Raw genomic sequence first — 24,649 nt, 5'->3', positions numbered from 1 at the left:
GCCACAGGCAGGCAGCGGGCTGCGTGCCGGCCTGTGGCCAGCTAGCTAGCGAATGGACACTGCTGTGGCAAACTGATCTACCGCCTGCACCAAGCGGTCCACGTCGGTCACCCGCGTATCCGGGCACACCAGAATCATGTTGTGGAACGGTGTGATCAATAGCCCGCGATTGAGCAAGAACAGGTGCACGATGTGCTCCAGCTCGCCATCCAGAATGGCGTCGGCCTCGCTGCCGTTGCGCGGCGGTGTGGCAGTGAACTGGAACTCGGTACGCGCGCCCACCTGGGTCACGCACCACGGCAGCTGGTGGCGGGCGATCACGTCGCGCAGCCCTGCGGCCAACCTTTCGGCCAGGCCGAACATATGCTGGTAGGCGGCGTCGGTCATCACCTGGGCCAGGTTGGCGCGCATGGCGGCCATGGCTAATAGGTTGGCGGTAAGTGTGGTGCCGATGCCGCTATGCCCCGGCGGTGCCTGACGCTTGGCCGCTTCGGCGCGGCGGGCAACATCTTCGGTAAAGCCGTATACCGCGCACGGCACGCCGCCAGCCACCGGCTTGCCGACCACGAACAGGTCCGGCTGCAGGCCGTAGGCGCCGGTGTAGCCGCCAGGTCCGCTGCTGATGGTGTGGGTTTCGTCTATCAGCAATAGCGTGCCGTACTGGCGACACAGTGCCTGCGCTTGCTGCCAGAAACCGGGCGCGGGCAGCACCATGCCGATATTGGTCATGGCCGGCTCGGCCAGCAGGCAGGCCACCTGCCCGTCCTGCAGCGCGGCTTCCAGCGCGGCCAGATCGTTGAACTCGATGCTGCGCGTGTGCTGCGTGATGTCGTACACCTGGCCCAGCAGGCTGTCGCGGGTTTGCGGCTGGCCGTCTACCAGGTCGACAAACACGTCGTCCACCGTACCGTGGTAGCAGCCGTTGAAAATCAGCACCTGGCTGCGCTTGGTGATGGCGCGCGCCCAGCGAATGGCAAAGCGGTTCGCGTCCGACGCCGACAGCGCAAACTGCCAGTACGGCAGGCCAAAGCGGCGCGCCAGCTCCTCTGCCAGCCACACGCCGTCGGCGCTGGGCAGCATGGCGGTATAGCCCCGCTGTGACTGGCGGGCGATGGCGTCGGCCACCGGCTGCGGGCTATGGCCGAACATGGCACCGGTGTCACCCAGGCAAAAATCGACATAGTCGTGGCCGTCCACGTCGCGAAAACGGGCGCCGCGTGCCTCATCGACATACAGCGAAAACGGCGTGGACCAGTCGTTCATCCAGTGCAGTGGCACACCAAACAGCAGATGGTTGGCCGCATCGGCAGACAGCGCGCGCGAGCGCGGCATGCGGCTGATAAAGGCATCGCGTTCGGCGGCCATCAGGGCTTGGGCTTTGTCCCAGTCTATGCCGTGGCGGGGTGGTGTCATGGTGTTGTGCTCCTTTGTATTGCGCATGATGCGGCCAACCTTGGGGCTGCGCCGCATGATTATTTTATCGATATGCAATGCGTTCAGACGTGCAGCTGCAGGTGCTCGCGCTCCCAGGCAGTAATGGCACGGTTGAAGGTTTCAAACTCCTTCTCTTTTACCGCGCAGAACGCCTGCACAAAATCATTGCCCAGAATATCGGCCAGCTCAGGGCAGGCCTGCATCAGCTCTACCGCGTCTTCCAGGCTGCGTGGCAGCTCGTAGTCCATGTCGTAGGCGCTGTCATCCATGGGCGCAGAGGGCTCAATGGCCTGCACCATGCCCAGGTAACCGCAGGCCAGCGTGGCAGCCATGGCCAGGTAGGGGTTCACATCCACGCCGGGCACGCGGTTTTCCAGCCGGCGCGCAGCGGGGCCGGATGGCGGAATGCGAATACCGCAGGTGCGGTTGTCGTAGCCCCAGCGCACGTTGATCGGCGCGGCGGTGTGGCGGCTCAGGCGGCGGTAGCTGTTGACGTAGGGCGCGAACATCGGCATGGCCTGCGGCAGGTAGCGCTGCATGCCGCCAATGTGGTGGAAGAACAGCGGGCTGGGGCTGCCATCCGGCAGCGAGAAGATATTGTCGCCGGTGTCGCTGCTGACGATGCTCTGGTGGATATGCATGGCGCTGCCCGGCTCGCCTTCCATCGGCTTGGCCATGAAGGTGGCAAAGATATTGTGGCGATAGGCGGTTTCGCGCACCGCACGCTTGAACAGGAACACCTGATCGGCCAACGACATGGCGTCGCCGTGGCTGAAGTTGATCTCCATTTGCGCGGCGCCCACTTCGTGGATCAGCGTTTCCACGTTTAGCTGGGCGGCCTGGCAAAAGGTGGACAACTCCTGGAAGAAGGGGTCAAAGTCGTTGACCGCATCGATGGAAAACGACTGGCGGCCCACCTCGGATCGCCCGGCACGGCCCGAGGGCGGGCGCAGCGGCTCGTGCGGGTTGTTGTTCTGGCGGATCAGGTAAAACTCCATCTCTGGCGCCACCACCGGGCGCCAGCCCTTGTCTTCGTACAGCTTCAGCACCTTGCGCAATACGGCGCGCGGCGAAATGCCCACCGGCTTGCCGTCAAAATCCTCGCAGTCGTGAATCACCACCGCTACCGGCTCGATGGCCCATGGCACCAGGCGGATGGTGGCCGGGTCGGGCCGGCACACCATGTCCGGGTCGTTGGCGCCGGCAAAGCGTTCGAACTCGGCAAATTCGCCGTTGACGGTAATGGTGAGCACCGCCTTGGACATCTTCATGCTGTCTTCGGCCAGAAACAGGTTCTTGGGCACGATCTTGCCGCGCGCCACGCCGGTCATGTCCGGTATCACGCACTCGATTTCGTGTATATGATGCTGGCGTATAAACGCGGCCAGTGTCTCGTTCATGGTCGTTCTCCTCTGGTCACAGCGTTGGTTCCCGTCCTTGCCCAGCGATCCATCCCTTGCAAAACAGAAAACCGCAGCAAATGCAGGCTTGATGGCTGGCAATATAAATTTGATCAAATATTACCGTCAATATTTGATCAAATATTGACGGCGCAGGCTGTCGCCTTTCTGCTATGCTGGCGGGCGCCAATCGCCCCTAGAACCTGTTAAGCCCGCGCAGCGCACGCCGTACTGCAACCGTGCCATCCGCAGGCAACCGCTGTAAGACGCCATGAAGACTGCCAACGCCTCTACCCTGCAAGACGAAACCTACGACACGCTGCGCCACTGGCTGATGCTGGGCCGCTGGCTGCCGGGCGAACGCCTGAAAATCAAGCATCTGGCCGACGAAATGGGCGTGAGCCAGATGCCGGTGCGCGCCGCCCTGCAAAGGTTGGCCGCAGAAAAAGCCCTGGTGAACATCCCCAACTGCGGCGTGGCCGTGCCGCAGCTGACGGTGAGCCAGTTTGACGACATCCTGCTCAACCGTATCCTGCTGGAAGGCCAGGCTGCCTGGCTGGGCGCCCGCCAGCTAAGCGAGCCACAGCGCAGCCAGCTGGCCGCGCTTTGCCACGCCATGGACGCCGCCATCGCAGCAGACAACGTAAAAGCCTACCTTGATGCCAATGAGCAGTTCCACCTGCTGCTGTACCAGGCCAGCGGCTCGCCGGTGTTGCTGTCGCTCATCGAAACCGTGTGGCTGTACGTGGGCCCCATTTCCAACCAGCTGCATCAGGACCTGGCAGTGTGGAAAACCATGAACGACGCCCACAGTGCCCTGCTGCAAGCGCTATTGGCCAACGATGCAGATGGCGTGCGCGCCGCTATCGAGCAAGACCTACGCACCGCCGGCAGCTATCTTCGGGGTCTATGCCGCGCGGGCTAAGCGTCGCTAACAGCCCCCTACCCTGCGCAGTGCCGCCTTGCCTTACTACGGGTACAGACTGTGTCGACGCACCTTGGTACAGCTGAGCTGCGCCAGCTTGTCAGCGCCGCCAAGCCGCATAGTCGACGCCGCCGTAAGCATTGCTTATCATTAGCACCCCCAGTTTCAAGCAAAGCAGGCAATGCAACTGCATCTAGGCACGCTGTACGTGGTGCAACTCACCACCTTCTCGCTCCTGACCCTGGCCGTATTGCTGATGGGCCTGCGCTACCCGCAGGAACGGGCACTACGCCACTGGGGCATCGGCGGCATACTGGCCAGTATCAGCATGCTGCTGATTGCACTGCGGCCGGTGATTCCCGCCTGGTTGTCGGTAGACGTTGCCAATATCGTGCTGTTTATCGCGCTATCGCTTACCTGGAGCGGTGCACTGGCGCTGGAGCAGCGCCCGGTGCGCTGGCGCGCGCAGCTGGCCCTGGTGCTACTGGCCAGTGTGCTGTTGGTAGGCATATCCAATGGCCCGGACTACTTTGCACAGCGTGCCGTGCTATACAGCGCCTGCTACATGCTGTTCAACCTGCTCACCCTGAAAGTGTTCGCCAGCAGCCCGCACCGGCGGCGTTTGGGCTACCGGCTGATTGCCACCCTGGTATGCATGCTGATACTGGGCCAGGCAGGCCGCATCATGCTGGCGATGTACTTTGGCCATGGCGAGCTGGCTGGCTCGCCGTACTTTGCAGTGGCCAACTTTGTGCTGATCCTGCTGGAGTTTGCCAAAATCCTGGCCTTGATTTTTGTTTGCTTCGAAAGCCTGGAAATCCGCCTGTACCAGCTGGCCATGCGCGACCCGCTCACCGGCCTGTACAACCGCCGGGCGTTCCAGGAGCAGGCGCAGCAAAGGCTGGCAGCACAGCCGGGGGAACCCGTGGCCTTGCTGGTGCTGGATCTGGATTACTTCAAGCAGGTAAACGACCGCTACGGCCACCAGGCCGGCGACGACGTGCTGGTCCACTTGGCCCGTTTGCTGCACACCCAGCTTGCCCCGTTTGATGCGCTGTATGCCCGCAGCGGTGGCGAAGAATTTGTCATGATGCTGACGGGCAATGCAGCCAACCTGGCGCCCGTCATTGCCGAAAACATCCGCAGCGCACTGGCCGCGCATGCCATCCAGACCAGCGACGGCCAGCAGGTCTTGCAAACGACCAGCATCGGCATGGCTAGCGGTATCGCGGGACAGGGTTCGCTGCGCCAGCTGGTGATGGAAGCCGACATGGCGCTATACCAGGCCAAACAGCATGGCCGCAACTGCGTACAGAGCAGCACGCAAACCCTGTAAGCCCCATAAAAAAAGCCCCTTGCACCAGGCAAGGGGCTTTTTGCCGCTATCCGCTTAGCGCAGCAGGCTGATGGCGTACTGCGGCGTCAGGTTGGCCTGTGCCTGCACGGCCTGGCTGCTATTACTCAGAATCTGCTGCCGCGCCAGTTCGCTACTGGCTGCCGCGTAATCGGCATCCTGTATGCGGCTGCGCGCCGCTTCGGTATTGATGGACGAGGTGGTGAGGTTTTCGATGGCCGTGCCAAAACGGTTGGCCGCTGCCCCCAGGTCTGCGCGGTAGTTGCCCAGCTGTTTGAGATCAGACTGTATCTGCGACAGCGCCGCACCAGGGTTGGACAAATCAATCGTGCCTGTTGCATTGGCATTACTGCTGTAGCCATTGAGCTTACTGGCACCGCTGGTCAGGTCGGCTGCGGTAACGCTCAGCTGCGCTTCCGGCGTGCCCTGCCCGCCTACCTGGAAGGTGGCCGTGTTGCCGCCGTTAAACAGCGGCTGCCCGTTATACGTGGTGCTCTCGATTATCTGGGAGTTCGCCTGGGTCAGCTGATCGACTTCTTTTTGCAAAGCCGCACGGTTATCGGCGCTAAGTGTGCCGTTGCCAGCCTGCACTGCCAGCTCTTCTATGCGTTGGCTGTTCTGGGTAATTTGCGCCAGCGCGCCATCGGCCGTTTGTGTGAGCGAGATACCATCGTAGGCATTGCGTATGCTTTGGGTATCCCCTAGCTGCTGGCTGCGCAGCCCTTCGGCCACGGCCAGGCCTGCCGCGTTATCGGCGGCGCTATTGATGCCTTTGCCCGAGGCCAGCTGGGCCAGCACTTGCTTTTTGGCTTGCTCGGTTTGCCGCAGCTGGGCCTGGTTGTTGAGGGCAGAAAGATTGCTATTGATGCTGAGTGGCATGGTGACGCACCTCGGCTACTGATAATTCATTCTAGTGCCAACCCCACCACATTCAATAACAAAGTACTGTTGCAAAACACTTTTTCCCGCTCGGCAGCCACAGAAACCACAGCCATGACGCTTGCCATCGATAAAAGACAAAGCTTATAAATGGCATTGTGCACTGCACAAAAGGAGATTGCCATGTGCTCTACCGCGCCCACCCACGACCCTACCCTGAAAGCACTGAAAACCGCCTGGCACAGCCACCGTCTGCTGTTGGCAGCCCTGCTACAGCTGCAAAACCGCTGGAGTACCCATTTGCTGAAAGAAGACCGCAACCAGCCCGAACACTATCGCCGGCTGCTGCTGCGACTGATTGCCGACCAAGCGGCTTTAGGCTACGACACCGTAGCCTTGCAGCAAGAGTACGACCACGTGTACCGCCACTGGAGCCAGGCTTATGGCCTGTCGCTGTCAGGGCCAGTGTGGCAATGGCGCAGTGCGCAGCAGCGCCGCCAGCAGCGCATCCTGCTAACCCTCACCCGTGCGGCACTACAAAACTGTCAGCTACGCCTGGCCAGTGAGCAGCAGCCTGCCTGAGCACCAAAAAAAACACCGCACGCTTACCGCGTACGGTGTTTTTGCCAGCCTGCGGCCAACCTTACCAGCAGCGCTTGATCAAGGCGCCCAGCTGGATCAGCCTGCCATGGAAAAAGTGACCCGCAGCAGGCAGCACCAGCACAGGTAGCTGTTGCGGGCGTGCCCAGTCCATCACCGCACTGAGCGGGATGACTTCGTCTTCCTCGCCATGGATCACCAGCGTATCGGCAGGCACATCGGGTGTAGCAATCTCGTATTTACCTACCGCCACGCCCATCAGCAACAGCTTGTCCGTCTCGATGACAGCACGCGTGCGCGCGGCCACAAAACCGCCAAAAGAAAAGCCTGCCAGCGCCAGCGGCAGCTCGCCCTGCTCGGCACGGGCATGCGCTACCACCGCCAGCACGTCGTCCACCTCGCCCATGCCGTAATCGTGAGTGCCTTCGCTATGGCCCACGCCACGCAGGTTAGGCAGGTAGCAGGCATAGCCCAGCTGGGATAGCGACTTGGCGGCAGTCTGGATGACTTTGTTGGTGTTAGTGCCGCCCTGGGTAGGGTTGGGGTGGCAAATCACCGCAATACCCGTGGCGTCGCCTACCGCCGGGATAAAGATGGTTTCCAGCTTGCCTACCGGGCCGGCGATATCGAGTTTGTGCGGCTGTTTCAGCATCAGACTTTCAGCCTTTCCACGATACGGCCGTTTACCATGTGTTCTTCCACGATTTCATCGATGTCTTCTTTGTCGATGAAGGTGTACCAGGTCTCTTGCGGGTACACCACCATCACCGGGCCTTCGTCGCAGCGGCCCAGGCAGCCGGCCTTGTTGACACGAATCTGGCCACTGCCCGCCAGACCGCGTGCCTTGATCTGGTCTTTCATATAGCCCAGCAGCTCGCTGGCGCCGTGGTTGTTACAGCACATTTCGCCTTCGGCGCGCTGATTGCAGCAGATGAATACGTGTTTGTCGAAGTAGCTCATGTTTGTCTCTTGCAGGTAGGCGGCCAGCCTGGCGGGCTAGCCCGGGGTGTTATTCGTCGGAGTCTGCCCAGCCGGAAATACCGATCGTGGCAGCGTTATCGAATTTGGCGTACTGGCCGATAAACGCCAGCCGCACACGGCCGGTAGGGCCGTTACGGTGTTTACCGATAATGGCTTCGGCCTGGTTTTTCAGGTCGATTTCATCCGGTTTGTAATACGCCTCGCGGTACATGAAGATAATCAGGTCGGCGTCCTGCTCGATGGCACCGGATTCACGCAAGTCGGACATCATCGGGCGCTTGTCGGTACGCTGTTCCACCGCACGCGACAGCTGCGACAACGCAATCACCGGTACTTGCAGCTCTTTGGCCAGGCCTTTCAGGCCACGCGAGATCTCGCCCAGCTCGGCGGTACGGTTATCGTTACGGCCGGAGCCGCTCATCAGCTGCAGGTAATCGATCACGATCAGGCCCAGCTTGCCGCCGTGCTGCCGCGCCAGACGGCGGGCGCGGGCGCGCAGCTCCAGCGCAGTCAGCGCCGGGGTTTCGTCGATGTACATCGGTGCGTCGGATAGTTTGCCGATGGCGTAGGTCAGCTTTTGCCAGTCTTCGTCACCCAGCTTGCCGGTACGCAGAATGTGCTGATCCAGCCGCCCTACCGAGCCGAGCATCCGCATCACCAGCTGTGCACCGCCCATTTCCATGGAAAACACGGCCACCGGCAGGCCGGTTTCGATGGCCACGTTTTCGGCAATGTTCATGGAGAAAGCGGTTTTACCCATGGATGGGCGGCCAGCCACAATGATGAGGTCGCCCGGCTGCAGGCCAGAGGTGCGGGCATCCAGATCGTGGAAGCCGGTGGGCACGCCGGTGACTTCGTCCGGGTTGTCGCGGCTGTACAGCATGTCGATGCGCTCGACGACTTCTTTCAGCAGCGCCGGCATCTCCAGGAAGCCCTGCTTGGACTTGGCGGTGGATTCGGCAATCTGGAACACCTTGCCCTCCGCTTCGTCCAGCAGCTGGGCGGCATCGCGGCCCTGCGGGTTGTAGGCGGATTCGGCAATCTCGGTACCCACTTGCGCCAGCGCACGCATCACCGAGCGCTCGCGCACGATTTCGGCATAACGGCGGATGTTGGCCGCAGACGGCGTGTTTTGCGCCAGCGAGGCCAGGTAGGCCAGGCCGCCGATGCTGGCGAGCTCGGCATTTTTGTCCAGGCTTTCCGACACGGTGACCACGTCGGCCGGGCGGGCAATATCTACCAGGCGGGCAATGTGGCGGAAGATAATGCGGTGGTCGTGACGGTAAAAATCGCTATCCGTCAGCAAGTCGGCTACTTTTTCCCAGGCGCTGTTATCCAGCAGCAGGCCGCCCAGTACCGATTGTTCGGCTTCGATAGAGTGTGGTGGTGTACGAATGGCCGCCACAGAGGCGTCGTTGATATCAAAATCGCTCATAAATCCTGGCTTACCCGACAAGACAACAAAGGTTGGCCGCGGCCAACCCTGGGTGCAGGTGGCCAAAGCCCCTGCCTGATCTGGCTGTGATTCTAGCAGTTTTTACCCGCTACAAAGCCGGAAGACCACGCCCACTGAAAGTTATAGCCACCCAGCCAGCCGGTGATATCCACCACTTCGCCGATAAAGAACAGCCCCGGCACATCGTTAGCCATCATGGTCTTGGACGACAGTGCCTTGGTGGAGACGCCACCGCGGGTCACCTCGGCCTTTTTATAGCCCTGGGTACCATTGGGCAGTACGCGCCAGTGGTGCAGCGCCTCGGCCAGCTGGCGGCGCTTTTTGGGTGACAGGTCGCGGCCGCGCACGTTGGCGCCCTGGCCTTCCAGCCAGGCCTCGGCAAAACGCTTGGGCCAGCCCAGCTCGCCCATGGCATTGGCCAGCAGCTGGTCGCTACCGGCACGTGCTTCCAGCCAGGCTTCGGCGTCGTTGTCGGGCAGCAGGTCGATGATGATTTCCTGCCCCGGCTGCCAGTAGCTGGAGATCTGCAAGATGGCCGGGCCGGACAGGCCTTTGTGGGTAAACAACACGTTTTCACGAAAACGCACTTTGCCGATGCGCACCTCGGCATCCAGCGACACACCCGCCAGCGGCGCAAAACGCGCTGCATCGTCTACGTGAAAAGTCAGCGGCACCAGCGCCGGGTCCAGCTTGGTCACGGGCAAGCCAAACTGCTCGGCCAGCTGGTAACCAAAGGCCGTGGCGCCGATTTGCGGGATGGATAGCCCACCGGTGGCGACCACCAGTGATTCGCTGCTAAAGCTACCGGCACTGGTCGCCAGCTGGAAAAGACCGTCGCGGCCAACCTTTTCAATGGTAACCCCCATGCGGCGGTCCACCCCGGCAGCCTGGCATTCTGCGTCCAGCATGTCGATGAGCTGCTGGCTACTGTCATCGCAAAACAGCTGGCCCAGCTTTTTCTCGTGATAGGCAATGCCGTGCCTGGCAATCAGCTCGATGAAGTGTTGCGGCGTGAACTGTGCCAGCGCAGAACGGCAGAAATTGGGGTTTTCTGACACATAGCAGTCATGCCGTGCATGGATATTGGTGAAGTTGCTGCGCCCGCCGCCGGAGATGCGGATTTTTTCTGCCAGCTTGCTGGCATGGTCCAGCAGCAGCACCTTGCGGCCACGCTGGCCGGCGGTGGCGGCGCACATCATGCCGGCAGCACCGGCACCTAACACGATTACATCAAACTGCACGGGGCGAACCTCAAAAAGAATTAGCTTATATAGTGTAGTGATTTGGTCAACAATTGGCGATGCTGGCCAATTACAGTAAACTGTAGCAGTCGAACAGCGCATGCTGTTTTGCTTGTTAACTCTGGAGAGCACGATGGAACACAAACTGCCCGAACTGCCGTACGCACTGGACGCCCTGGCGCCGATCATTTCCAAGGAAACCCTGGAATTCCACTACGGCAAACATCACCAGACCTACATCACCAACCTGAACAACCTGATCAAGGGCACCGAGTTCGAAAATGCCTCCCTGGAAGAGATCGTAAAAAAATCCTCCGGCGGCATCTTCAATAACGCTGCCCAGGTGTGGAACCACACCTTCTACTGGTTTGGCCTGGCACCGAATGCTGGCGGTGAACCGACTGGCGCGCTGGCTGATGCCATCAACGCCAAATGGGGCTCCTTCGACGAGTTCAAGAAAGCCTTTGCCGCCTGTGCCGTTGGCACCTTCGGTTCCGGCTGGGCCTGGCTGGTAAAAAATGCCGATGGCAGCCTGGACCTGGTGTCCACCAGCAACGCCGCTACCCCGCTGACTACCGACAAGAAGCCGCTGCTGACTTGCGACGTGTGGGAGCACGCCTACTACATCGACTACCGCAACAGCCGCCCGAACTACCTGGAAGGCTTCTGGAAGCTGGTGAACTGGAACTTTGTTGCCGAAAACTTTGCTGCCTGATCGTTTACAGCATCGTGATGAAAAAGGCCCCTCGCGGGGCCTTTTTTGTTGCCTGCCACAGCGCACAGCCCACCCACAGGCGGGCAAGTGCTTACTGCTCGGCCGGCGTCTGGCTGATCATCACCTTGTGTTTCTGGCGCAGCTGCTCCAGATACGCGGCCATCACGCTTTGCGACGACATCTCGCCCAACAGCATACCCAGCTGAGCCGACTCCTGCGGGGCCAGTGCCTGGGCTGGCTGTACTTTGTCTACGCTGTACAGCACGTACTCGCCATTGTCACGCTTGACCCCGGCAAAAGCCGGTAGCTGCTTGGGGTTGGCCGCAAACACGGCACGCAGCTCGGCTACGGGCGTACCGGCCGGGTTACGGCGCGACAGGTTCTTCACCTCGCCCCAGGCAACACCGGCAGCTTTGCCCGCTTTCAGCTCGGCCAGCATGGCTGCACCGCGCTGCGCTGCCAGCTTGGCGCCCTCTTTGCTCACCAGCTCGGCACGGATGGTGTCCTGCACCTCGGCCAGCGTGCGCTGACGCGCAGGCTGGTGTTCGGCGACACGCACTACCACCAGCGTGTTGTTACCCACGTCTACCGGCTCGCTATTGTGCTTTTTGTTCAGTACGTCGTCGCTGAATGCGGCTTCCAACAGTTTGGCATTGCCCAGTACGGCATCGCCCGGCTTGCCGGTACGCGGCAACAGCTCGCTCTGCTGGGCTTTCAGGTTCAGCGCGGTTTCTACCGCTTTGAGCGAATCGCCCTGCTGGTAGGCCAGCTCGCCCATTTTCTCAGCGGCCGCACGGTAAGCCGCGGCGGCTTTCTGCTTGCGCAGCTTGTCTACCACGGCGGCTTTTTGCGATTCGAAATCGCTGGCCTTGATCGCATTCAGTTGCAGGATGTGATAACCGAATTCTGTTTCTACCACTTCGCTGATCTGGCCCTGTTTCATGGCAAAAGCCACGCTCTCGAACGGCTTGGTCATCACGCCACGGCCAAAGAAGCCCAGGTCACCCCCGTTGGCCGCGGAGCCAGGGTCTTGCGAACGGGTCTTGGCCAGCTCGGCAAACTTGGCCGGGTTGGCACGCACTTCTTTCAGGATGGCTTCGGCTTGCGCCTTGACCTTGGCTTTGTCAGCGGCGGGGGCATTCTTGTCAACGGTCAGCAGGATGTGCGCTACCTGACGTTCTTCGGACGAGAACTCGCCAGCATTCTTGTCGTAGTAGGCCTTGGCATCCGCATCGCTGATGGTCAGCGCCTGCGCCATGGCATCCTGCGACAAGGCGATGTATTCCAGACGTACCTGATCCGTTGTCTTGAAGCGCTTCAGATTGGCCTCGTAATAGGCCTTGATCACGGCATCGTCCAGCTTGACGCTGGCAGCAAACTGTTCTGGCTTGAGGGTATAGGCGCGCACATCACGTACTTCGGACACCAGGGCGCTCATGCGTTCCGCCAGAGTACGGGAAACAAAGCTGCCGTTCAGGTACGGGGCCACCTGCGTTTGCAGCAGGATGTCACGGCTTACCTGGTCTTCAAACGCATCAGCCGTCATGTAACGGCCCTGCAGGAACTCGGTATAGCGTGCTGCACTGAAGCTGCCGTTTTCCTGAAAAGCAGGAATGCCGGCAATCACCTTACGCAGCTGTTCCGGGGCGACGGCCAGATGGTGGCCACGGGCTTCGGCCAGCAGCATTTCCTGGCGGATCAGGTTTTCCAGCACCGCCTGGCGGGATGCCGCATTGGCAGGCTGCCCTTCCAGCTGGCGTTCCACGTCTTTCTGGTAGATTTTGGCATCGCCCACTTTGGCCAGATACGGGTCTTCCACAGCGGCACTGTAGCTACCGACGCCGAAACCCACGAAGGTGAGCGCCACGGCACCAAGAATGATCTTGATGGCAAGATTGTTGTTCTGAACGAAATCAAACATGAGGTTCGGGGTCTACCAAAGAAACAAGGTGAACGTTGGCCGTTCACCTTGCTGATTGTCTGGTGGAGCCTGCTTTCGCAAACCCATACAGAGTGACTGGCATGCAGACACCCGGTGCAAGCACCGGGCAAGTGCTGATTACAGTGCGTCTTTCAGTGCTTTACCAGCACGGAATTTCGGAGACTTGGCAGCAGCGATGGTAATGGTCTCGCCAGTCTTCGGGTTACGACCACTACGCTCGGCGCGCTCGCCTACGTAGAAAGTACCAAAGCCTACAACAGTGACAGTGTCGCCAGCCTTCAGCGCATCGGTTACAGCATCGATCATGCCATCCAGTGCCTTGCCGGCAGCTGCTTTGGAAATGTCTGCCTTGGCGGCGATAGCGTCAATCAGTTCAGACTTGTTCACGTTAAGTCCCCTTTCGTCGTTCTCGGTGTACGGAGTACTGAATAAAACCGCTAGCTTTATAGCAAGGGCAAAATCCTTGTGTCAAGCGGCTTTCAGCGGGGGTGCTCATGTTTTCACCCCCTCCTGAAAGCTGATGCTAGCGCGGTTTTACCCGCAAATCAAAACAATGAGTCATTAATGTGTCATTGGCGCGGACTTTGTCGCAAGTTCAGCAGCGGCGGGCGTTACAGCCACCGCCTCTTCTGCCAGCGCTTGCGGCTCGCGTTCCAGCGCGTATGACAAAACCTCATCAATCCACTTCACCGGCAAAATTTCCAGCTTGTTCTTGATGTTAGCGGGAATCTCGGCCAGATCCTTCACGTTGCCTTTGGGGATCAGCGCACGTTTGATGCCACCGCGCTGTGCGGCCAACAGCTTCTCTTTCAGACCGCCGATGGGCAGCACTTCACCACGCAAGGTGATTTCGCCGGTCATGGCTACATCAGCACGCACAGGGATGCCAGTGAGCACGGAAACCAGCGCCGTGGTCATGGCGATACCGGCAGACGGGCCATCTTTTGGCGTGGCACCTTCCGGCACGTGGATGTGCATGTCGTGCTTTTCGTAGAAGTCCGGCTTGATGCCCAGCAGGCGGGCACGGCTACGTACCACACTCATGGCAGCGGTGATCGACTCCTGCATCACCTCGCCCAGCTGGCCGGTACGAATGATGTTGCCCTTGCCAGGCAGCGCGACAGCTTCGATAGTGAGCAGCTCGCCGCCCACTTCGGTCCACGCCAGACCAGTGACCTGGCCGATGCGGTTTTCTTCTTCAGCGAGGCCAAAGTCGAAGCGACGCACGCCCAGATACTTCTCCAGGTTCTTGCCGCTTACCGTGGTTTTTACCGCCTTGTCCGCGCTGGCCTTCTTGCTGTGTTCGGTCACCACCTTGCGGCAGATCTTGGCCACTTCGCGGTCCAGGCTACGTACGCCTGCTTCGCGGGTGTAGTAGCGCACGATGTCGCGCAGTGCGCTTTCCTGCACCACCAGCTCGCCCTCCACCACACCATTGTTCTTCATCTGCTTGGGTAGCAGGTATTTGGTGGCGATATTGACCTTCTCGTCTTCGGTGTAACCGGCCAGGCGGATGATTTCCATCCGGTCCAGCAGCGCCGCCGGGATATTCAGCGAGTTGGCCGTGGCCACGAACATCACGTCGGACAGGTCGAAATCCACCTCGGCGTAATGGTCGGCAAAAGCATGGTTCTGCTCCGGATCCAGCACCTCCAGCAGCGCGGCAGACGGGTCGCCACGGAAGTCGGCACCCAGCTTGTCCACTTCGTCCAGCAGGAACAGCGGGTTTTTCACGCCCACTTTGGTCATGTTCTGCAGCACCTTGCCCGGCATGGAGCCGATATAGGTACGGCGATGACCGCGGATTTCGGATTCGTCACGCACACCGCCCAGCGCCATGCGCACGAACTTGCGGCCGGTAGCACGGGCAATAGACTGCCCCAGTGAGGTTTTACCCACACCTGGTGGCCCAACAAGGCACAAGATAGGCGCTTTCAGGCGGTCGACACGCTGCTGCACTGCCAGGTACTCCAGAATGCGCTCTTTGACCTTTTCCAGGCCAAAGTGGTCTTCGTCCAGCACATCCTCAGCCGCATCGATATCCTTGCTGATCTTGGTCTTTTTCTTCCATGGCAGATCGATCAGGGTTTCGATGTAATTGCGCACCACGGTGGCCTCGGCCGACATGGGCGACATCATGCGCAGTTTTTTCAGCTCGGCCGTGACTTTCTCGCGGCCTTCCTTGGACATGCCGGCCGCTTTGATCTTGCGCTCCAGCTCGTCCAGGTCGTTGCCTTCTTCGCCCTCGCCCAGCTCTTTCTGGATGGCTTTTACCTGTTCGTTCAGGTAGTACTCGCGCTGGCTCTTTTCCATCTGGCGCTTCACGCGGCCACGGATGCGCTTTTCTACCTGCAGGATATCGATCTCGCTTTCCATCATGGCCAGCAGGTGCTCGATACGTGCCTTGATGTCGAACATCTCCAGCACTTCCTGCTTGTTTTCCAGACGCAGCGGCAGGTGCACCACCACCGAATCAGCCAGACGCCCGGCCTTGTCTACGCCAGACAGCGACGACAGGACTTCGCTCGGGATTTTTTTGTTCAGTTTGACGAACTGCTCGAACTGCGCCAGCAGCGCACGACGCAGCGCCTCCACCTCGGGCGTATCCTCGCTGTCAAACGGCAGTGGGTCGATGGTGGCGGTAAAGTATTCTTCGTGGTCCTGCACTGCGGCCAACCTGGCGCGCTGACGGCCTTCTACCAGCACCTTCACGGTGCCGTCGGGCAGCTTCAGCATTTGCAGGATGCTGGCAATGGTGCCGATTTCGTGCAGGTCTTCCGACAGGGGTTCGTCCTTGTCGGCAGCACGCTGGGCAACCAGCAGGATCTGTTTGCCTTCGTCCATGGCCTTTTCCAGCGCCTTGATGGATTTGGGGCGGCCAACAAACAGCGGAATCACCATGTGCGGGAACACAACGACATCGCGCAGCGGCAATAGGGCCAGTGTGGTTTGATCTTTTAGTTCGGCGGGCTGTGGCATATCACCTAACCTTGCTCTTGGTGGAATTCAGTTAACAGGACAAATTAGGGCAAATTCATCCATATCAAGCATGCTAAAGCACTTAATAGTAGCTGCAAACAAAAACCGCCCTCACGGGCGGTTTGTTTCACTGCCTGAACGAGCTCAGGCGGACTGGGCTGTATCCGGCGCAGCGTCTTCCTGCTGCAGGATGTAGCTAGGCTTTTCACCCAGCTCGATCACTTTCTCGTCGACCACAACCTTGCTGACACCCTCGAGGGACGGCAGCTCGTACATGGTATCCAGCAGCGAACGCTCCAGAATGGAACGCAGACCACGCGCACCGGTCTTGCGGATCAGGGCTTGCTTGGCAATCACACGCAACGCAGAAGGCAGCACCTCCAGTGTTACCTGTTCCATGGCAAACAGGCGCTGATATTGCTTGATCAGGGCATTACGCGGCTGGGTCAGGATGCTCACCAGCGCTTCTTCGTCCAGCTCTTCCAGCGTAGTTACCACGGGCAGACGACCGATCAGCTCGGGAATTAGGCCAAACTTGATCAGATCTTCCGGCTCTACTTCGCGGAACAGGGTGCTGATGGACTTGCCATCTTCCTTGGACATCACCTCGGCACCAAAGCCGATCCCGCCTTTTTCGGAGCGGCGACGAATGATCTTTTCCAGACCATCGAACGCGCCACCACAAATGAACAGGATATTGGTGGTATCTACCTGGATGAATTCCTGGTTCGGGTGCTTGCGGCCACCTTGCGGCGGTACCGACGCTACCGTACCTTCGATCAGCTTGAGCAGTGCCTGCTGCACGCCCTCACCGGAAACATCGCGGGTAATCGACGGGTTTTCCGACTTGCGGGAAATCTTGTCGATTTCGTCCAGGTACACAATGCCGCGCTGGGCTTTGGTCACATCGTAGTCGCACTTTTGCAAGAGCTTCTGGATGATGTGCTCAACGTCCTCGCCCACATAACCGGCTTCGGTCAGCGTGGTGGCATCGGCAATGACAAACGGCACGTCCAGCAGCTTTGCCAGCGTCTGCGCCAATAGCGTCTTGCCGGAGCCGGTAGGACCAATCAGCAGGATATTGCTCTTGGACAGCTCTACGTCGTCCTTGGTGCTGGGCGTGTAGAGGCGCTTGTAGTGGTTGTACACCGCCACGGCCAGCGACTTCTTGGCCGGGTCCTGGCCAATGATGTACTGGTCCAGCGAGGCGCGGATTTCCTGCGGTGTGGGCAGGGCTGGTGCTTCGCCCTGCTCGTCTGCAGCACCGATTGTCGCTTCTGTTTCATCGCGAATGATGTCGCCGCACAGATCTACACACTCATTGCAAATGTAGACCTGCGGGCCGGCGATCAGTCGCTGCACTTCGTGCTGGCTTTTGCCGCAAAAAGAGCAGTACAGCAGCTTGTCCTTACTGCCTTTATCTGCCATCAGATAGACATCCCGAATTAAACGGCCGCATCCAGACGCGAGCTCAGCACCTTGTCGATCAGGCCGTACTCACGGCTCTGCTCGGCAGACATGAAGTTGTCGCGTTCGGTATCGGCTTGTACTTGTTCCATGGTCTGGCCGGTATGCTTGGCCAGCAGCTCGTTCATGTGCGCCTTGGTTTTCACCAGTTCGCGGGCATGAATTTCGATGTCGGTCACCTGGCCGCTCAGGCCGCCACCGTACAACAGCGGCTGGTGGATCATCACGCGGCTGTTCGGCAGCGCAAAACGCTTGCCCTTGGCGCCTGCCGACAGCAGGAAGGCGCCCATGCTGGCCGCCTGGCCAATGCACAGGGTGGAAACGTCCGGCTTGATGAAGTTCATCGTGTCGTAGATCGACATGCCGGCGGTAATGGAACCGCCTGGCGAGTTGATGTACAGATAGATGTCCTTGTCCGGGTTTTCCGATTCCAGGAACAGCAGCTGTGCTACCACCAGATTGGCCGACTCGTCGGTAACAGGGCCGACCAGGAACACGATACGCTCCTTCAGCAGGCGGGAGAAAATGTCGTAGGCGCGTTCGCCACGGCCACTTTGCTCCACCACCATGGGCACCAGGCCCATACCTTGCGGTTCAAACATCGATTTCATCGACCTCTCCGGTATCAGTTAAACAGATCAGGCGTTGTTGCCCATCAGGGTTTCGAAAGAAACATCCTTCTGGATAACATTGGCGCGACCCAGCACAAATTCAACCACATTGTCTTCCAGCACCATCGAAGTCGGGCCTTCCAGGCGGCCGGTTTCGGCGTAGTACCAGTCGATCACGTCTTGCGGCTGCTCGTAGCTCTCGGCAAATTCTTCTACCAGGGCTTTGACTTGTTCCGGTTTGGCTTCCAGCTTGTTGGCTTCTACCACTTCAGCCAGGATCAGGCCCAGCGCTACGCGGCGCTCGGCTTGCTGGGTGAACAGGTCTGCCGGCAGCGGCATGTCTTTCAGCTGCATGCCACGTTGTTCCAGGTCTTTGCGGGCCTGATCCATCAGACGGCCAACTTCCAGCTCTACCAGAGCCTTAGGCAGGTCGATCGGGGTCACGTCGATCAGGGCCTGCATCACGTTTTCTTTTACCTGAGCAGACAGGCGACGCTTGACTTCACGCTCCACGTTTTTGCGGATTTCAGCGCGCATTTTAGCCACGTCGCCATCGGCGATACCCAGCAGCTTGGCGAACTCTTCGTTCACTTCTGGCAGCTCGGCAGCGGCAACGTTTTTCACGGTGATCTCGAAGCTGGCAGTTTTGCCGGCCACGTCTTTACCGTGGTAGTCAGCCGGGAAGTTCACGGCAACAGTCTTGGTTTCGCCTTCTTTCGCGCCAATCACACCGGCTTCGAATTCTGGCAGCATCTGGCCCTGGCCCAGCATGAACGGGAAGTTCTCGCTGCTGCCGCCTTCGAAGGCTACGCCGTCGATGGTGCCTTTGAAGTCGATGATGACGCGGTCGCCGTCAGCCGCTTCGCGCTCTACACGGTTGAAGCGGGTACGTTGCTTGCGCAGGATATCAACGGTTTTGTCGATTTCGGCATCGGTCACTTCGGTGTTTGGCTTTTCGATGTCTTTGCCAGCCAGCTCACCGATGGTGATTTCCGGGTAAACCTCGAAAGCGGCAGCAAACTTGAAGTTTTCTGCATCGCCTTGAGCCGGTTCGAAACGCGGGTAGCCGGCTACGCGCAGTTTTTGCTCGACAGCAGCCTTGTAGAAGCTTTGCTGAACCTGTTCGCCCAGCACTTCTTCGCGCACTTGTGCGCCGTAGTTTGCTTCAACGATTTTGGCCGGTGCTTTACCTGGGCGGAAACCCTGAATTTTGGCAGTGCGGGCAACGCGCTTCAGGCGCTCGGCTACTTGTGCGTCGATTGCAGCCAGCGGCAGTGCAATGCTCATGCGACGCTCGAGGCCGCTCAACGTTTCCAGTTGTACTTGCATGTCCAATCCTTAGATTCAAAAGGTGTGGGGTTGAAGCCAGAAGCGGGAAAGCCCAACGGGTTGAGCAGAAATGCTCGGGGAACCATGCTGAATTTGCTTTCCTGCGCCATGAATTTTGTATTGTTAAGCAGCGTGTTTACCTGCAGGGCAGGCAAAACCAGGCGGCTAAAGCAAGGGGCGAGTATAGCATGCAGCGTCAAATTGAACAGTGCGTGATGCCAGCGCCCTGTCCCGCCAGCCATCGGGGCACATAGCCCTCGCGCAAGACCAGGCCAAACCGCCACCAGCAAGCCATGCCGCACGCCTTCATTGCCGCCAGCTTGCAGTGCCGGTATCGTACCGGCGATTGCACCTTGATACAGGCAAGACACCATGTCCACCCTCACCCATTTTGACAGCCATGGCCAGGCGCACATGGTAGACGTAGGCCACAAGGCAGAAACCCGGCGCGTAGCCGTCGCCACCGGCCATATCACCATGCAGCCGGCCACCTACGCCCTGCTGCAATCCGGCAGCAGCAAAAAAGGCGATGTAATCGGCATTGCCCGCATTGCCGCCATACAGGGCAGCAAGCGCACCGCTGACCTGATCCCGCTATGCCACCCGCTGGCCCTGAGCCGTGTGGCAGTGGACTTCCACCCCGAAGACGCTGCCTGCCGCCTGCACATTACCGTTACCGCGGAAACCGTTGGCCGCACCGGCGTGGAAATGGAGGCGCTCAGCGCCGTGATGGCCGGCCTGCTCACCGTATACGACATGCTGAAGGCCGTGGATCGCGGCATGGAGATTGCCGGGGTACGGCTGCTGGAAAAACAGGGCGGCAAGAGCGGGCACTGGCACGCCCGCGACAACGACCACTTGGGAACCTGAATGATGAACACACTGCAAGATGTGCCGCTAGCACAAGCCTACCGCCTGCTCAACCACGGCCCTACCGTGCTGGTGAGCAGCGCCCACGCCGGCCAGCAAAACGTGATGGCCGCCGCCTGGGCCATGCCACTGGATTTTGACCCACCCAAGATACTGGTGGTGATCGACAAGGCCACCCACACCCGCAAACTGATGGAAGCCTCCGGCGAATTTGCCCTGAACGTGCCCTGCCGCTACCAGGCGCAGGCCGTGGTAGCCGCCGGCAGCGCCAGCGGTGCCGACTGCGACAAGTTTGCCGCCAGCGGCCTGCAGGCCATGCCGGCGCAGCGCATTGCCGCCCCGCTGGTGCAAGGCTGCAGCGCTTATCTGGAATGCCGCATCATTCAGGAGCCGCACAACCAGCAGCAGTACGACCTGTTTATCGCCGAAGTGGTCGCCGCCCAGGCAGATAGCCGCGTATTCAGCCATGGCCGCTGGCATTTTGATGGCCACGACGCGCTGCGCAGCCTGCACCACGTGGCCGGCGGCCATTTTTTTGTCAGCGGCGACACCGTCAGCGGCCAGGCATAAAGCCGGCAGCTGGCAACAAAAAGCCCCGCAGTGTGATGCGGGGCTTTTTACTAGCGGCCACGTGCGGGCACTCAGGCGCTCACAGTCAGCTCGCGCAGATACTGCGGCACTTTGGCCGCGGTCACTTTCTGCAGCTTGCACAGCAAGCCATGGCTCACCTGCGCCAGGCCGTGCTTTTGTCGCAAGGTGGCCTGCAAATACTGCAGCAAGTTGGCCGCCATCTCGGCATCGGCCAAGGCCCGGTGCGCCTGCCCCGTAACCGGCAGGCCCGCCCAGCGCGTGAGCGTACCCAGCTTGTGATCCGGCGCTGTGGGCAGCAGGCGGCGCGACAGCAACAGCGTGCAGGCAAAGTCCTGTTGGCGCTGCAGCCCCAGCAAACCCAGCTCGTAGTCCCAGAACTTGCGGTCAAAGCTGGCGTTATGCGCCACCAGTGGCGCCGTGCCAACAAAGGCCGCCGCTTCGCGCATGACCTGCGCGGCCGGCGGCGCGGCCTTGAGCATGGCATTACTGATGCCGGTGAGCTGCTGGATCATGGGTGGCACCCACACGCCAGCATTCATCAGGCTTTGATAGCGGTCGACCACCTGGCCGTTTTCCAGCAGCACTATGCCGATCTCCGTGGCACGGCCATCAGGGCCTGGCCCGATGCCCGTGGTCTCGAAGTCGATAACGGCCAGCCTTTGGCTCATGCCAGCGCCTGCTTGGCTGCCTCGGCAGGGCTCAGGCCATCGTAGAACATGTCGGTATACCACTCGGCCTGCTCTTCGATGTGGTCTTGCGCTTCTGCCTCGGTGGCACCCGCCGCCACCAGGTGGGTTTCCACCTCGGTACACCAGGCCAGCAGCGCCAGGGTTTCGTCGTCCAGCTCGTCGATTTCGTTTTTCTTGCGCGACATGGTGCTTTCCTTTACTTGCTTCGTCATTTAACAGCCGCGCATTGTACGCAGCTTTTTCCTGCCGCGCCCTAGCGCGTCATCAGGTCGCCGTACACCAAGCCCGGCTGCGGCTTGCGCTTGGCCGATGGCGCGTCGTACAGCACCAGCCAGGTATCCGGCCCGGCCCAGTGTGGCGGCAGCCTGCACAGCGCCTCGGCGCGGTCGGTGCCTTTGCCGTGCGGCAGTACCATATGCTCGGCCACACCTTCCCACCACAGCGCTGCGCCCTCGCCTGCCGTGACGCCGGCCAGTGCGGCCCGCGCACCCACCCAGCGAAACACCCGCACAGCGCCATCCAGCACCATGGTGGGGCCGGCCAACAGCAGCAGATCGTCACCATCCAGGTGCAGGTCTCGCACGCCCAGGCCTGCCAGCGGCAGAAAGTGCTTGCGATACAGCTGGCCGCTGTCGTCCAGCGGCGCCAGGCGCAGCTCGCCCTTGCGTTCTTCCAAACGCAGTTCCAGCAGGCAACTCCAGCCGCGCAGCACCGGCCCGCGCAGGCCCAATAGCAGCTTGCCGTCTACCGCTGCCAGGCCTTCCACATCAAAACCGTTATCCTTGCCGGGTATGGCCATGAACGGGGCCAGCTGCGGGTCGTCGGCCAGCAAAGTAGTGAGTTCGTTAAATTTCTTCTTGCCTTTCAGCGTAGCTGCCGTGCGACCGTCTGCCGTGGTTTTTTGCAGCGAGTACACACCGCCACCCTCTTCCAGCAGGGGAATGCGCGCCAGCAGGCAGCGGTTGCCATCGTGCGTTACCGTGGCCAGGCGCTTGAGGTTGTCCACCGCATCACGCGCCGGCTGCGGCGCCTTGCGCTTGAGCCCGTGCGAACCCACCAGCCACAGATAGCCATCGGCTACGGCCAGGCCTTCCAGATCGGCCTCGATATCGGCGCTATCTGGCAGCGGCAGATAGTCAGCCAGCGGGTAGTGACGGTCTGCCACAAAGTGCAGGTTCTCTGCAGTGCGGTCGCGCAGCAAGCGGTCCAGACCGCAGGCTTCGTCGCCGGCCACCCACAGCGTGTCGCCGATAGCCACGGCACCAGACAGGTTATCGTGCACCAGCTGGGCGCTATCCAGCGCCAGGCTAACAGCATTGACGGACAGTTTCTTGGGCATGGTTTACCTCGGCTAAAGCGGGTTAATCGTCTGGCAGGGTAATGTGCCAAGGCACGTCGCCCACGTACAAATGACAGGCCAGGCGCACCGTTCCCGGCGCATCCAGCCACTGTTCGCTGGCCGCCTCGGCGGCACTGCACAGCCCGGCGCGCAGCAGCACATTGCGTTCCTTGCGGCCAACCTGCACCTGCTGTGGCTGTGCAGCGTGCTGCAGGCGCACGGCACAGGTGCCGCAGGTGCCCTGGCCGCAGCGCCAGTGCAGCGGGATATCATGAAAACGCGCTACGTCGATCAGTGCATCGCCGGGGCTGGCGTCCAGCTCGGCAATGCACTGCCCGCCGCGTGCGAAAACCAGCCGTGTCACAGCGCGTACACCGGTAGCACATCACCCGGCTGCACTTGCTGGCCTGGCTGCAGGCGCACCAGGGCGTCGGCCCAGGCGCAGGATGTCAGCACGCCAGAGCCCTGATTGGGGTAGCGCTGCAGTACCAGCTGGCCGCCCTGCTGTGCCACGCGCACACGCAGGTATTCTTCGCGGCGGCTATCGGGTTTGCGCCAGTCAAACGCGGCGGGCAGGTGATACTGCGGCTGCCAAGCGGGCACCACCTCGCCCATGCGCGCGCGCAGGAAGTCACGCACCAGCACGGCAAAGGTGACATAGCCGGACACCGGGTTACCCGGCAGGCCGATAAAGTCGGCCTCGCCTAGGCGGCCACTGGCCAGCGGCTTGCCGGGCTTGATGGCGATTTTCCACAGTTGCAGCTCGCCCTCGGCCTCCACCGCTGCCTTGACGTGATCTTCCTCGCCTACCGACACGCCACCGCAAGTCATCACCACATCAGCCTGTGCAGCGGCGTCGCGCAGTGCCTGACGCGTGGCGGCCAGCGTGTCGGGGATGATGCCCAGATCCAGCACCTGGCAGCCCAGCGCCCGCAGCGCCGGTACTAACCAGTAGCGGTTGGAGTTGTAGATTTTGCCGGCACCGGCCGGCGTGCCGGGCTCCACCAGCTCGTCACCGGTAAAGAACACCGCCACGCGCAGCTGGCTGTACACCTGCAGCTGCGCCACGCCTACCGATGCGGCCAGGCCCAGATCGGCATCGCGCAAACGTTGGCCGCAGGCCAGCACGGTTTGCCCCTCGGCAATGTCTTCGCCACGGCGGCGAATGTTTTGCCCGACGCTCACCGGCGCGGTAAAGCACACGCTGCCATCTGGCTGCACCTCGGCCTGCTCCTGCATCACCACCGCGTCGGCCTGTGGCGGCACCGGGGCACCGGTAAAGATGCGCGCAGCGCTGGCCGGCAGCAATGGCTGCGGCACACTACCTGCGGGGATGCGCTGGCTCACCGGCAGGGTGGCTGCGGCGTCGGCAGCACGCACGGCGTAGCCATCCATGGCGCTATTGTCACAAGGGGGCACATCCAGGGTAGACACCAGGTCTTGCGCCAGCACACGGCCAGCAGCTGGCAGCAGGTCGACCACGTCGGTACGGGCCGGCACGCGGGCACGCGCCAGCAGCCAGTCGCGGGTTTGCTCTACGGTTTGCATGAGTCGGATAGCATGAATGACGAAAGCCGCATCTTCTCACAGACGCGGCTTGTACGGTAAGGCGGCAGCGGGCCTAAGCCGCCACAGGCTTGGCCACCGGCGGGTCTTCAAAGCGCTTCCAGTCGGTAATCAGGATGTGCGGCAGCTGCAGGCTGGCTGCCAGGCGCTTTTCGATGTCTTCTAGCACATGGTGGTTATGAATCGTGCCGCCGAGGGTGATTTCGGCATGGCGGCTTACCGGGTTGCCCGGCGTAACAAACCAGATGCAATAGCGATTCATAGCAGGCACCGCGAAATAG

Annotated in this window: 26 protein-coding genes; 6 read left to right on the top strand and 20 right to left on the bottom strand. The window is 60.7% G+C overall.

Annotated features, from left to right (window positions below; translation table 11 throughout):
* Window positions 1–45 precede the first annotated feature (45 nt).
* The gene (locus ACZ9XP_RS16420; protein WP_147683547.1) at window positions 46–1,413 is read right to left on the bottom strand and encodes an aspartate aminotransferase family protein; all 1,368 of its coding nucleotides are present in this window, start codon (window positions 1,411–1,413) and stop codon (window positions 46–48) included.
* 83 nt (window positions 1,414–1,496) lie between these two features.
* Entirely contained in the window at window positions 1,497–2,834 is a 1,338-nt protein-coding gene (locus ACZ9XP_RS16415) for a glutamine synthetase family protein (protein WP_147683549.1), read from the bottom strand.
* A 271-nt stretch (window positions 2,835–3,105) separates the two neighbouring features.
* On the opposite strand from ACZ9XP_RS16415, the gene ACZ9XP_RS16410 reads away from it, so the two are divergent.
* Entirely contained in the window at window positions 3,106–3,759 is a 654-nt protein-coding gene (locus ACZ9XP_RS16410) for a GntR family transcriptional regulator (RefSeq protein ID WP_147683551.1), read from the top strand.
* Between the two features lie 181 nt (window positions 3,760–3,940).
* Window positions 3,941–5,095, top strand: coding sequence for a GGDEF domain-containing protein (locus ACZ9XP_RS16405; RefSeq protein WP_147683554.1), 1,155 nt, complete (start codon window positions 3,941–3,943; stop codon window positions 5,093–5,095).
* A gap of 54 nt (window positions 5,096–5,149) precedes the next feature.
* On the opposite strand, the gene ACZ9XP_RS16400 is transcribed toward ACZ9XP_RS16405, so the two are convergent.
* Window positions 5,150–5,992 carry a flagellin N-terminal helical domain-containing protein gene (locus ACZ9XP_RS16400; protein ID WP_465188796.1) on the bottom strand — a complete coding sequence of 281 codons (843 nt, stop codon included), beginning with the start codon at window positions 5,990–5,992 and terminating at the stop codon, window positions 5,150–5,152.
* Window positions 5,993–6,175: 183 nt separating this feature from the next.
* On the opposite strand from ACZ9XP_RS16400, the gene ACZ9XP_RS16395 reads away from it, so the two are divergent.
* Complete coding sequence (locus ACZ9XP_RS16395) at window positions 6,176–6,574, top strand: hypothetical protein (RefSeq protein ID WP_465188795.1); 399 nt, start codon at window positions 6,176–6,178, stop codon at window positions 6,572–6,574.
* A 61-nt stretch (window positions 6,575–6,635) separates the two neighbouring features.
* On the opposite strand, the gene ACZ9XP_RS16390 is transcribed toward ACZ9XP_RS16395, so the two are convergent.
* The 4 genes from ACZ9XP_RS16390 to ACZ9XP_RS16375 form a co-directional block, all read right to left on the bottom strand.
* Window positions 6,636–7,244: an alpha/beta hydrolase gene (locus tag ACZ9XP_RS16390; RefSeq protein ID WP_465188794.1), complete on the bottom strand. Its 609-nt coding sequence runs from the start codon at window positions 7,242–7,244 to the stop codon at window positions 6,636–6,638.
* Complete coding sequence (locus ACZ9XP_RS16385) at window positions 7,244–7,552, bottom strand: (2Fe-2S) ferredoxin domain-containing protein (protein ID WP_465188793.1); 309 nt, start codon at window positions 7,550–7,552, stop codon at window positions 7,244–7,246. Before ACZ9XP_RS16385 ends, ACZ9XP_RS16390 begins: the two co-directional genes overlap by 1 nt.
* Window positions 7,553–7,601: 49 nt before the next feature.
* Window positions 7,602–9,008 carry a replicative DNA helicase gene (gene dnaB / locus ACZ9XP_RS16380; RefSeq protein WP_017509558.1) on the bottom strand — a complete coding sequence of 469 codons (1,407 nt, stop codon included), beginning with the start codon at window positions 9,006–9,008 and terminating at the stop codon, window positions 7,602–7,604.
* Window positions 9,009–9,100: 92 nt separating this feature from the next.
* Window positions 9,101–10,270 carry a BaiN/RdsA family NAD(P)/FAD-dependent oxidoreductase gene (locus tag ACZ9XP_RS16375; RefSeq protein ID WP_465188792.1) on the bottom strand — a complete coding sequence of 390 codons (1,170 nt, stop codon included), beginning with the start codon at window positions 10,268–10,270 and terminating at the stop codon, window positions 9,101–9,103.
* Window positions 10,271–10,403: 133 nt separating this feature from the next.
* Here ACZ9XP_RS16375 and sodB point away from each other — a divergent pair, with 133 nt between their 5' ends.
* Window positions 10,404–10,985: a superoxide dismutase [Fe] gene (sodB, locus tag ACZ9XP_RS16370; protein WP_147683566.1), complete on the top strand. Its 582-nt coding sequence runs from the start codon at window positions 10,404–10,406 to the stop codon at window positions 10,983–10,985.
* A 91-nt stretch (window positions 10,986–11,076) separates the two neighbouring features.
* On the opposite strand, the gene ACZ9XP_RS16365 is transcribed toward sodB, so the two are convergent.
* From ACZ9XP_RS16365 to ACZ9XP_RS16335, 7 genes are all read right to left on the bottom strand, one after another.
* Window positions 11,077–12,906, bottom strand: a complete 1,830-nt coding sequence (locus ACZ9XP_RS16365) for a SurA N-terminal domain-containing protein (RefSeq protein ID WP_465188791.1) — start codon at window positions 12,904–12,906, stop codon at window positions 11,077–11,079.
* A 138-nt stretch (window positions 12,907–13,044) separates the two neighbouring features.
* Window positions 13,045–13,314 (bottom strand): HU family DNA-binding protein, encoded by a 270-nt coding sequence (locus ACZ9XP_RS16360; RefSeq protein WP_017509554.1) that lies wholly within the window; start codon window positions 13,312–13,314, stop codon window positions 13,045–13,047.
* Window positions 13,315–13,488: 174 nt separating this feature from the next.
* The gene (gene lon, locus ACZ9XP_RS16355) at window positions 13,489–15,906 is read right to left on the bottom strand and encodes an endopeptidase La (RefSeq protein WP_147683570.1); all 2,418 of its coding nucleotides are present in this window, start codon (window positions 15,904–15,906) and stop codon (window positions 13,489–13,491) included.
* A 144-nt stretch (window positions 15,907–16,050) separates the two neighbouring features.
* Window positions 16,051–17,334: an ATP-dependent Clp protease ATP-binding subunit ClpX gene (gene clpX, locus ACZ9XP_RS16350; RefSeq protein ID WP_147683572.1), complete on the bottom strand. Its 1,284-nt coding sequence runs from the start codon at window positions 17,332–17,334 to the stop codon at window positions 16,051–16,053.
* A gap of 17 nt (window positions 17,335–17,351) precedes the next feature.
* The gene (gene clpP, locus ACZ9XP_RS16345; protein ID WP_017509551.1) at window positions 17,352–17,984 is read right to left on the bottom strand and encodes an ATP-dependent Clp endopeptidase proteolytic subunit ClpP; all 633 of its coding nucleotides are present in this window, start codon (window positions 17,982–17,984) and stop codon (window positions 17,352–17,354) included.
* Between the two features lie 27 nt (window positions 17,985–18,011).
* Entirely contained in the window at window positions 18,012–19,313 is a 1,302-nt protein-coding gene (gene tig / locus ACZ9XP_RS16340; RefSeq protein WP_147683574.1) for a trigger factor, read from the bottom strand.
* Window positions 19,289–19,687 (bottom strand): hypothetical protein, encoded by a 399-nt coding sequence (locus ACZ9XP_RS16335; RefSeq protein WP_465188790.1) that lies wholly within the window; start codon window positions 19,685–19,687, stop codon window positions 19,289–19,291. The genes tig and ACZ9XP_RS16335 overlap by 25 nt, the downstream gene beginning before the upstream one ends.
* On the opposite strand from ACZ9XP_RS16335, the gene moaC reads away from it, so the two are divergent.
* A complete protein-coding gene (gene moaC, locus ACZ9XP_RS16330; RefSeq protein ID WP_147683576.1) occupies window positions 19,686–20,183 on the top strand; it encodes a cyclic pyranopterin monophosphate synthase MoaC in 498 nt (165 codons plus the stop codon). The genes ACZ9XP_RS16335 and moaC overlap by 2 nt on opposite strands.
* Before the next feature lie 3 nt (window positions 20,184–20,186).
* Complete coding sequence (locus ACZ9XP_RS16325) at window positions 20,187–20,753, top strand: flavin reductase family protein (protein ID WP_206211187.1); 567 nt, start codon at window positions 20,187–20,189, stop codon at window positions 20,751–20,753.
* Window positions 20,754–20,824: 71 nt separating this feature from the next.
* Here the strand turns inward: ACZ9XP_RS16325 and ACZ9XP_RS16320 are convergent, their stop codons facing one another.
* The 6 genes from ACZ9XP_RS16320 to ACZ9XP_RS16295 form a co-directional block, all read right to left on the bottom strand.
* Window positions 20,825–21,442 (bottom strand): 3'-5' exonuclease, encoded by a 618-nt coding sequence (locus tag ACZ9XP_RS16320; RefSeq protein ID WP_147683581.1) that lies wholly within the window; start codon window positions 21,440–21,442, stop codon window positions 20,825–20,827.
* Complete coding sequence (locus tag ACZ9XP_RS16315) at window positions 21,439–21,675, bottom strand: hypothetical protein (RefSeq protein ID WP_240803382.1); 237 nt, start codon at window positions 21,673–21,675, stop codon at window positions 21,439–21,441. Before ACZ9XP_RS16315 ends, ACZ9XP_RS16320 begins: the two co-directional genes overlap by 4 nt.
* A gap of 41 nt (window positions 21,676–21,716) precedes the next feature.
* Window positions 21,717–22,802, bottom strand: a complete 1,086-nt coding sequence (locus tag ACZ9XP_RS16310) for a DUF3616 domain-containing protein (protein ID WP_147683582.1) — start codon at window positions 22,800–22,802, stop codon at window positions 21,717–21,719.
* A gap of 22 nt (window positions 22,803–22,824) precedes the next feature.
* Window positions 22,825–23,166 (bottom strand): 2Fe-2S iron-sulfur cluster-binding protein, encoded by a 342-nt coding sequence (locus ACZ9XP_RS16305; RefSeq protein WP_147683585.1) that lies wholly within the window; start codon window positions 23,164–23,166, stop codon window positions 22,825–22,827.
* Window positions 23,163–24,350 (bottom strand): molybdopterin molybdotransferase MoeA, encoded by a 1,188-nt coding sequence (locus ACZ9XP_RS16300; RefSeq protein ID WP_465188789.1) that lies wholly within the window; start codon window positions 24,348–24,350, stop codon window positions 23,163–23,165. The genes ACZ9XP_RS16305 and ACZ9XP_RS16300 overlap by 4 nt, the downstream gene beginning before the upstream one ends.
* Window positions 24,351–24,423: 73 nt before the next feature.
* A complete protein-coding gene (locus ACZ9XP_RS16295; protein ID WP_147683589.1) occupies window positions 24,424–24,630 on the bottom strand; it encodes a hypothetical protein in 207 nt (68 codons plus the stop codon).
* Window positions 24,631–24,649 lie beyond the last annotated feature (19 nt).

This window comes from Vogesella perlucida (assembly GCF_979366545.1).
This window is presented reverse-complemented; position numbering and strand designations above follow the sequence as displayed.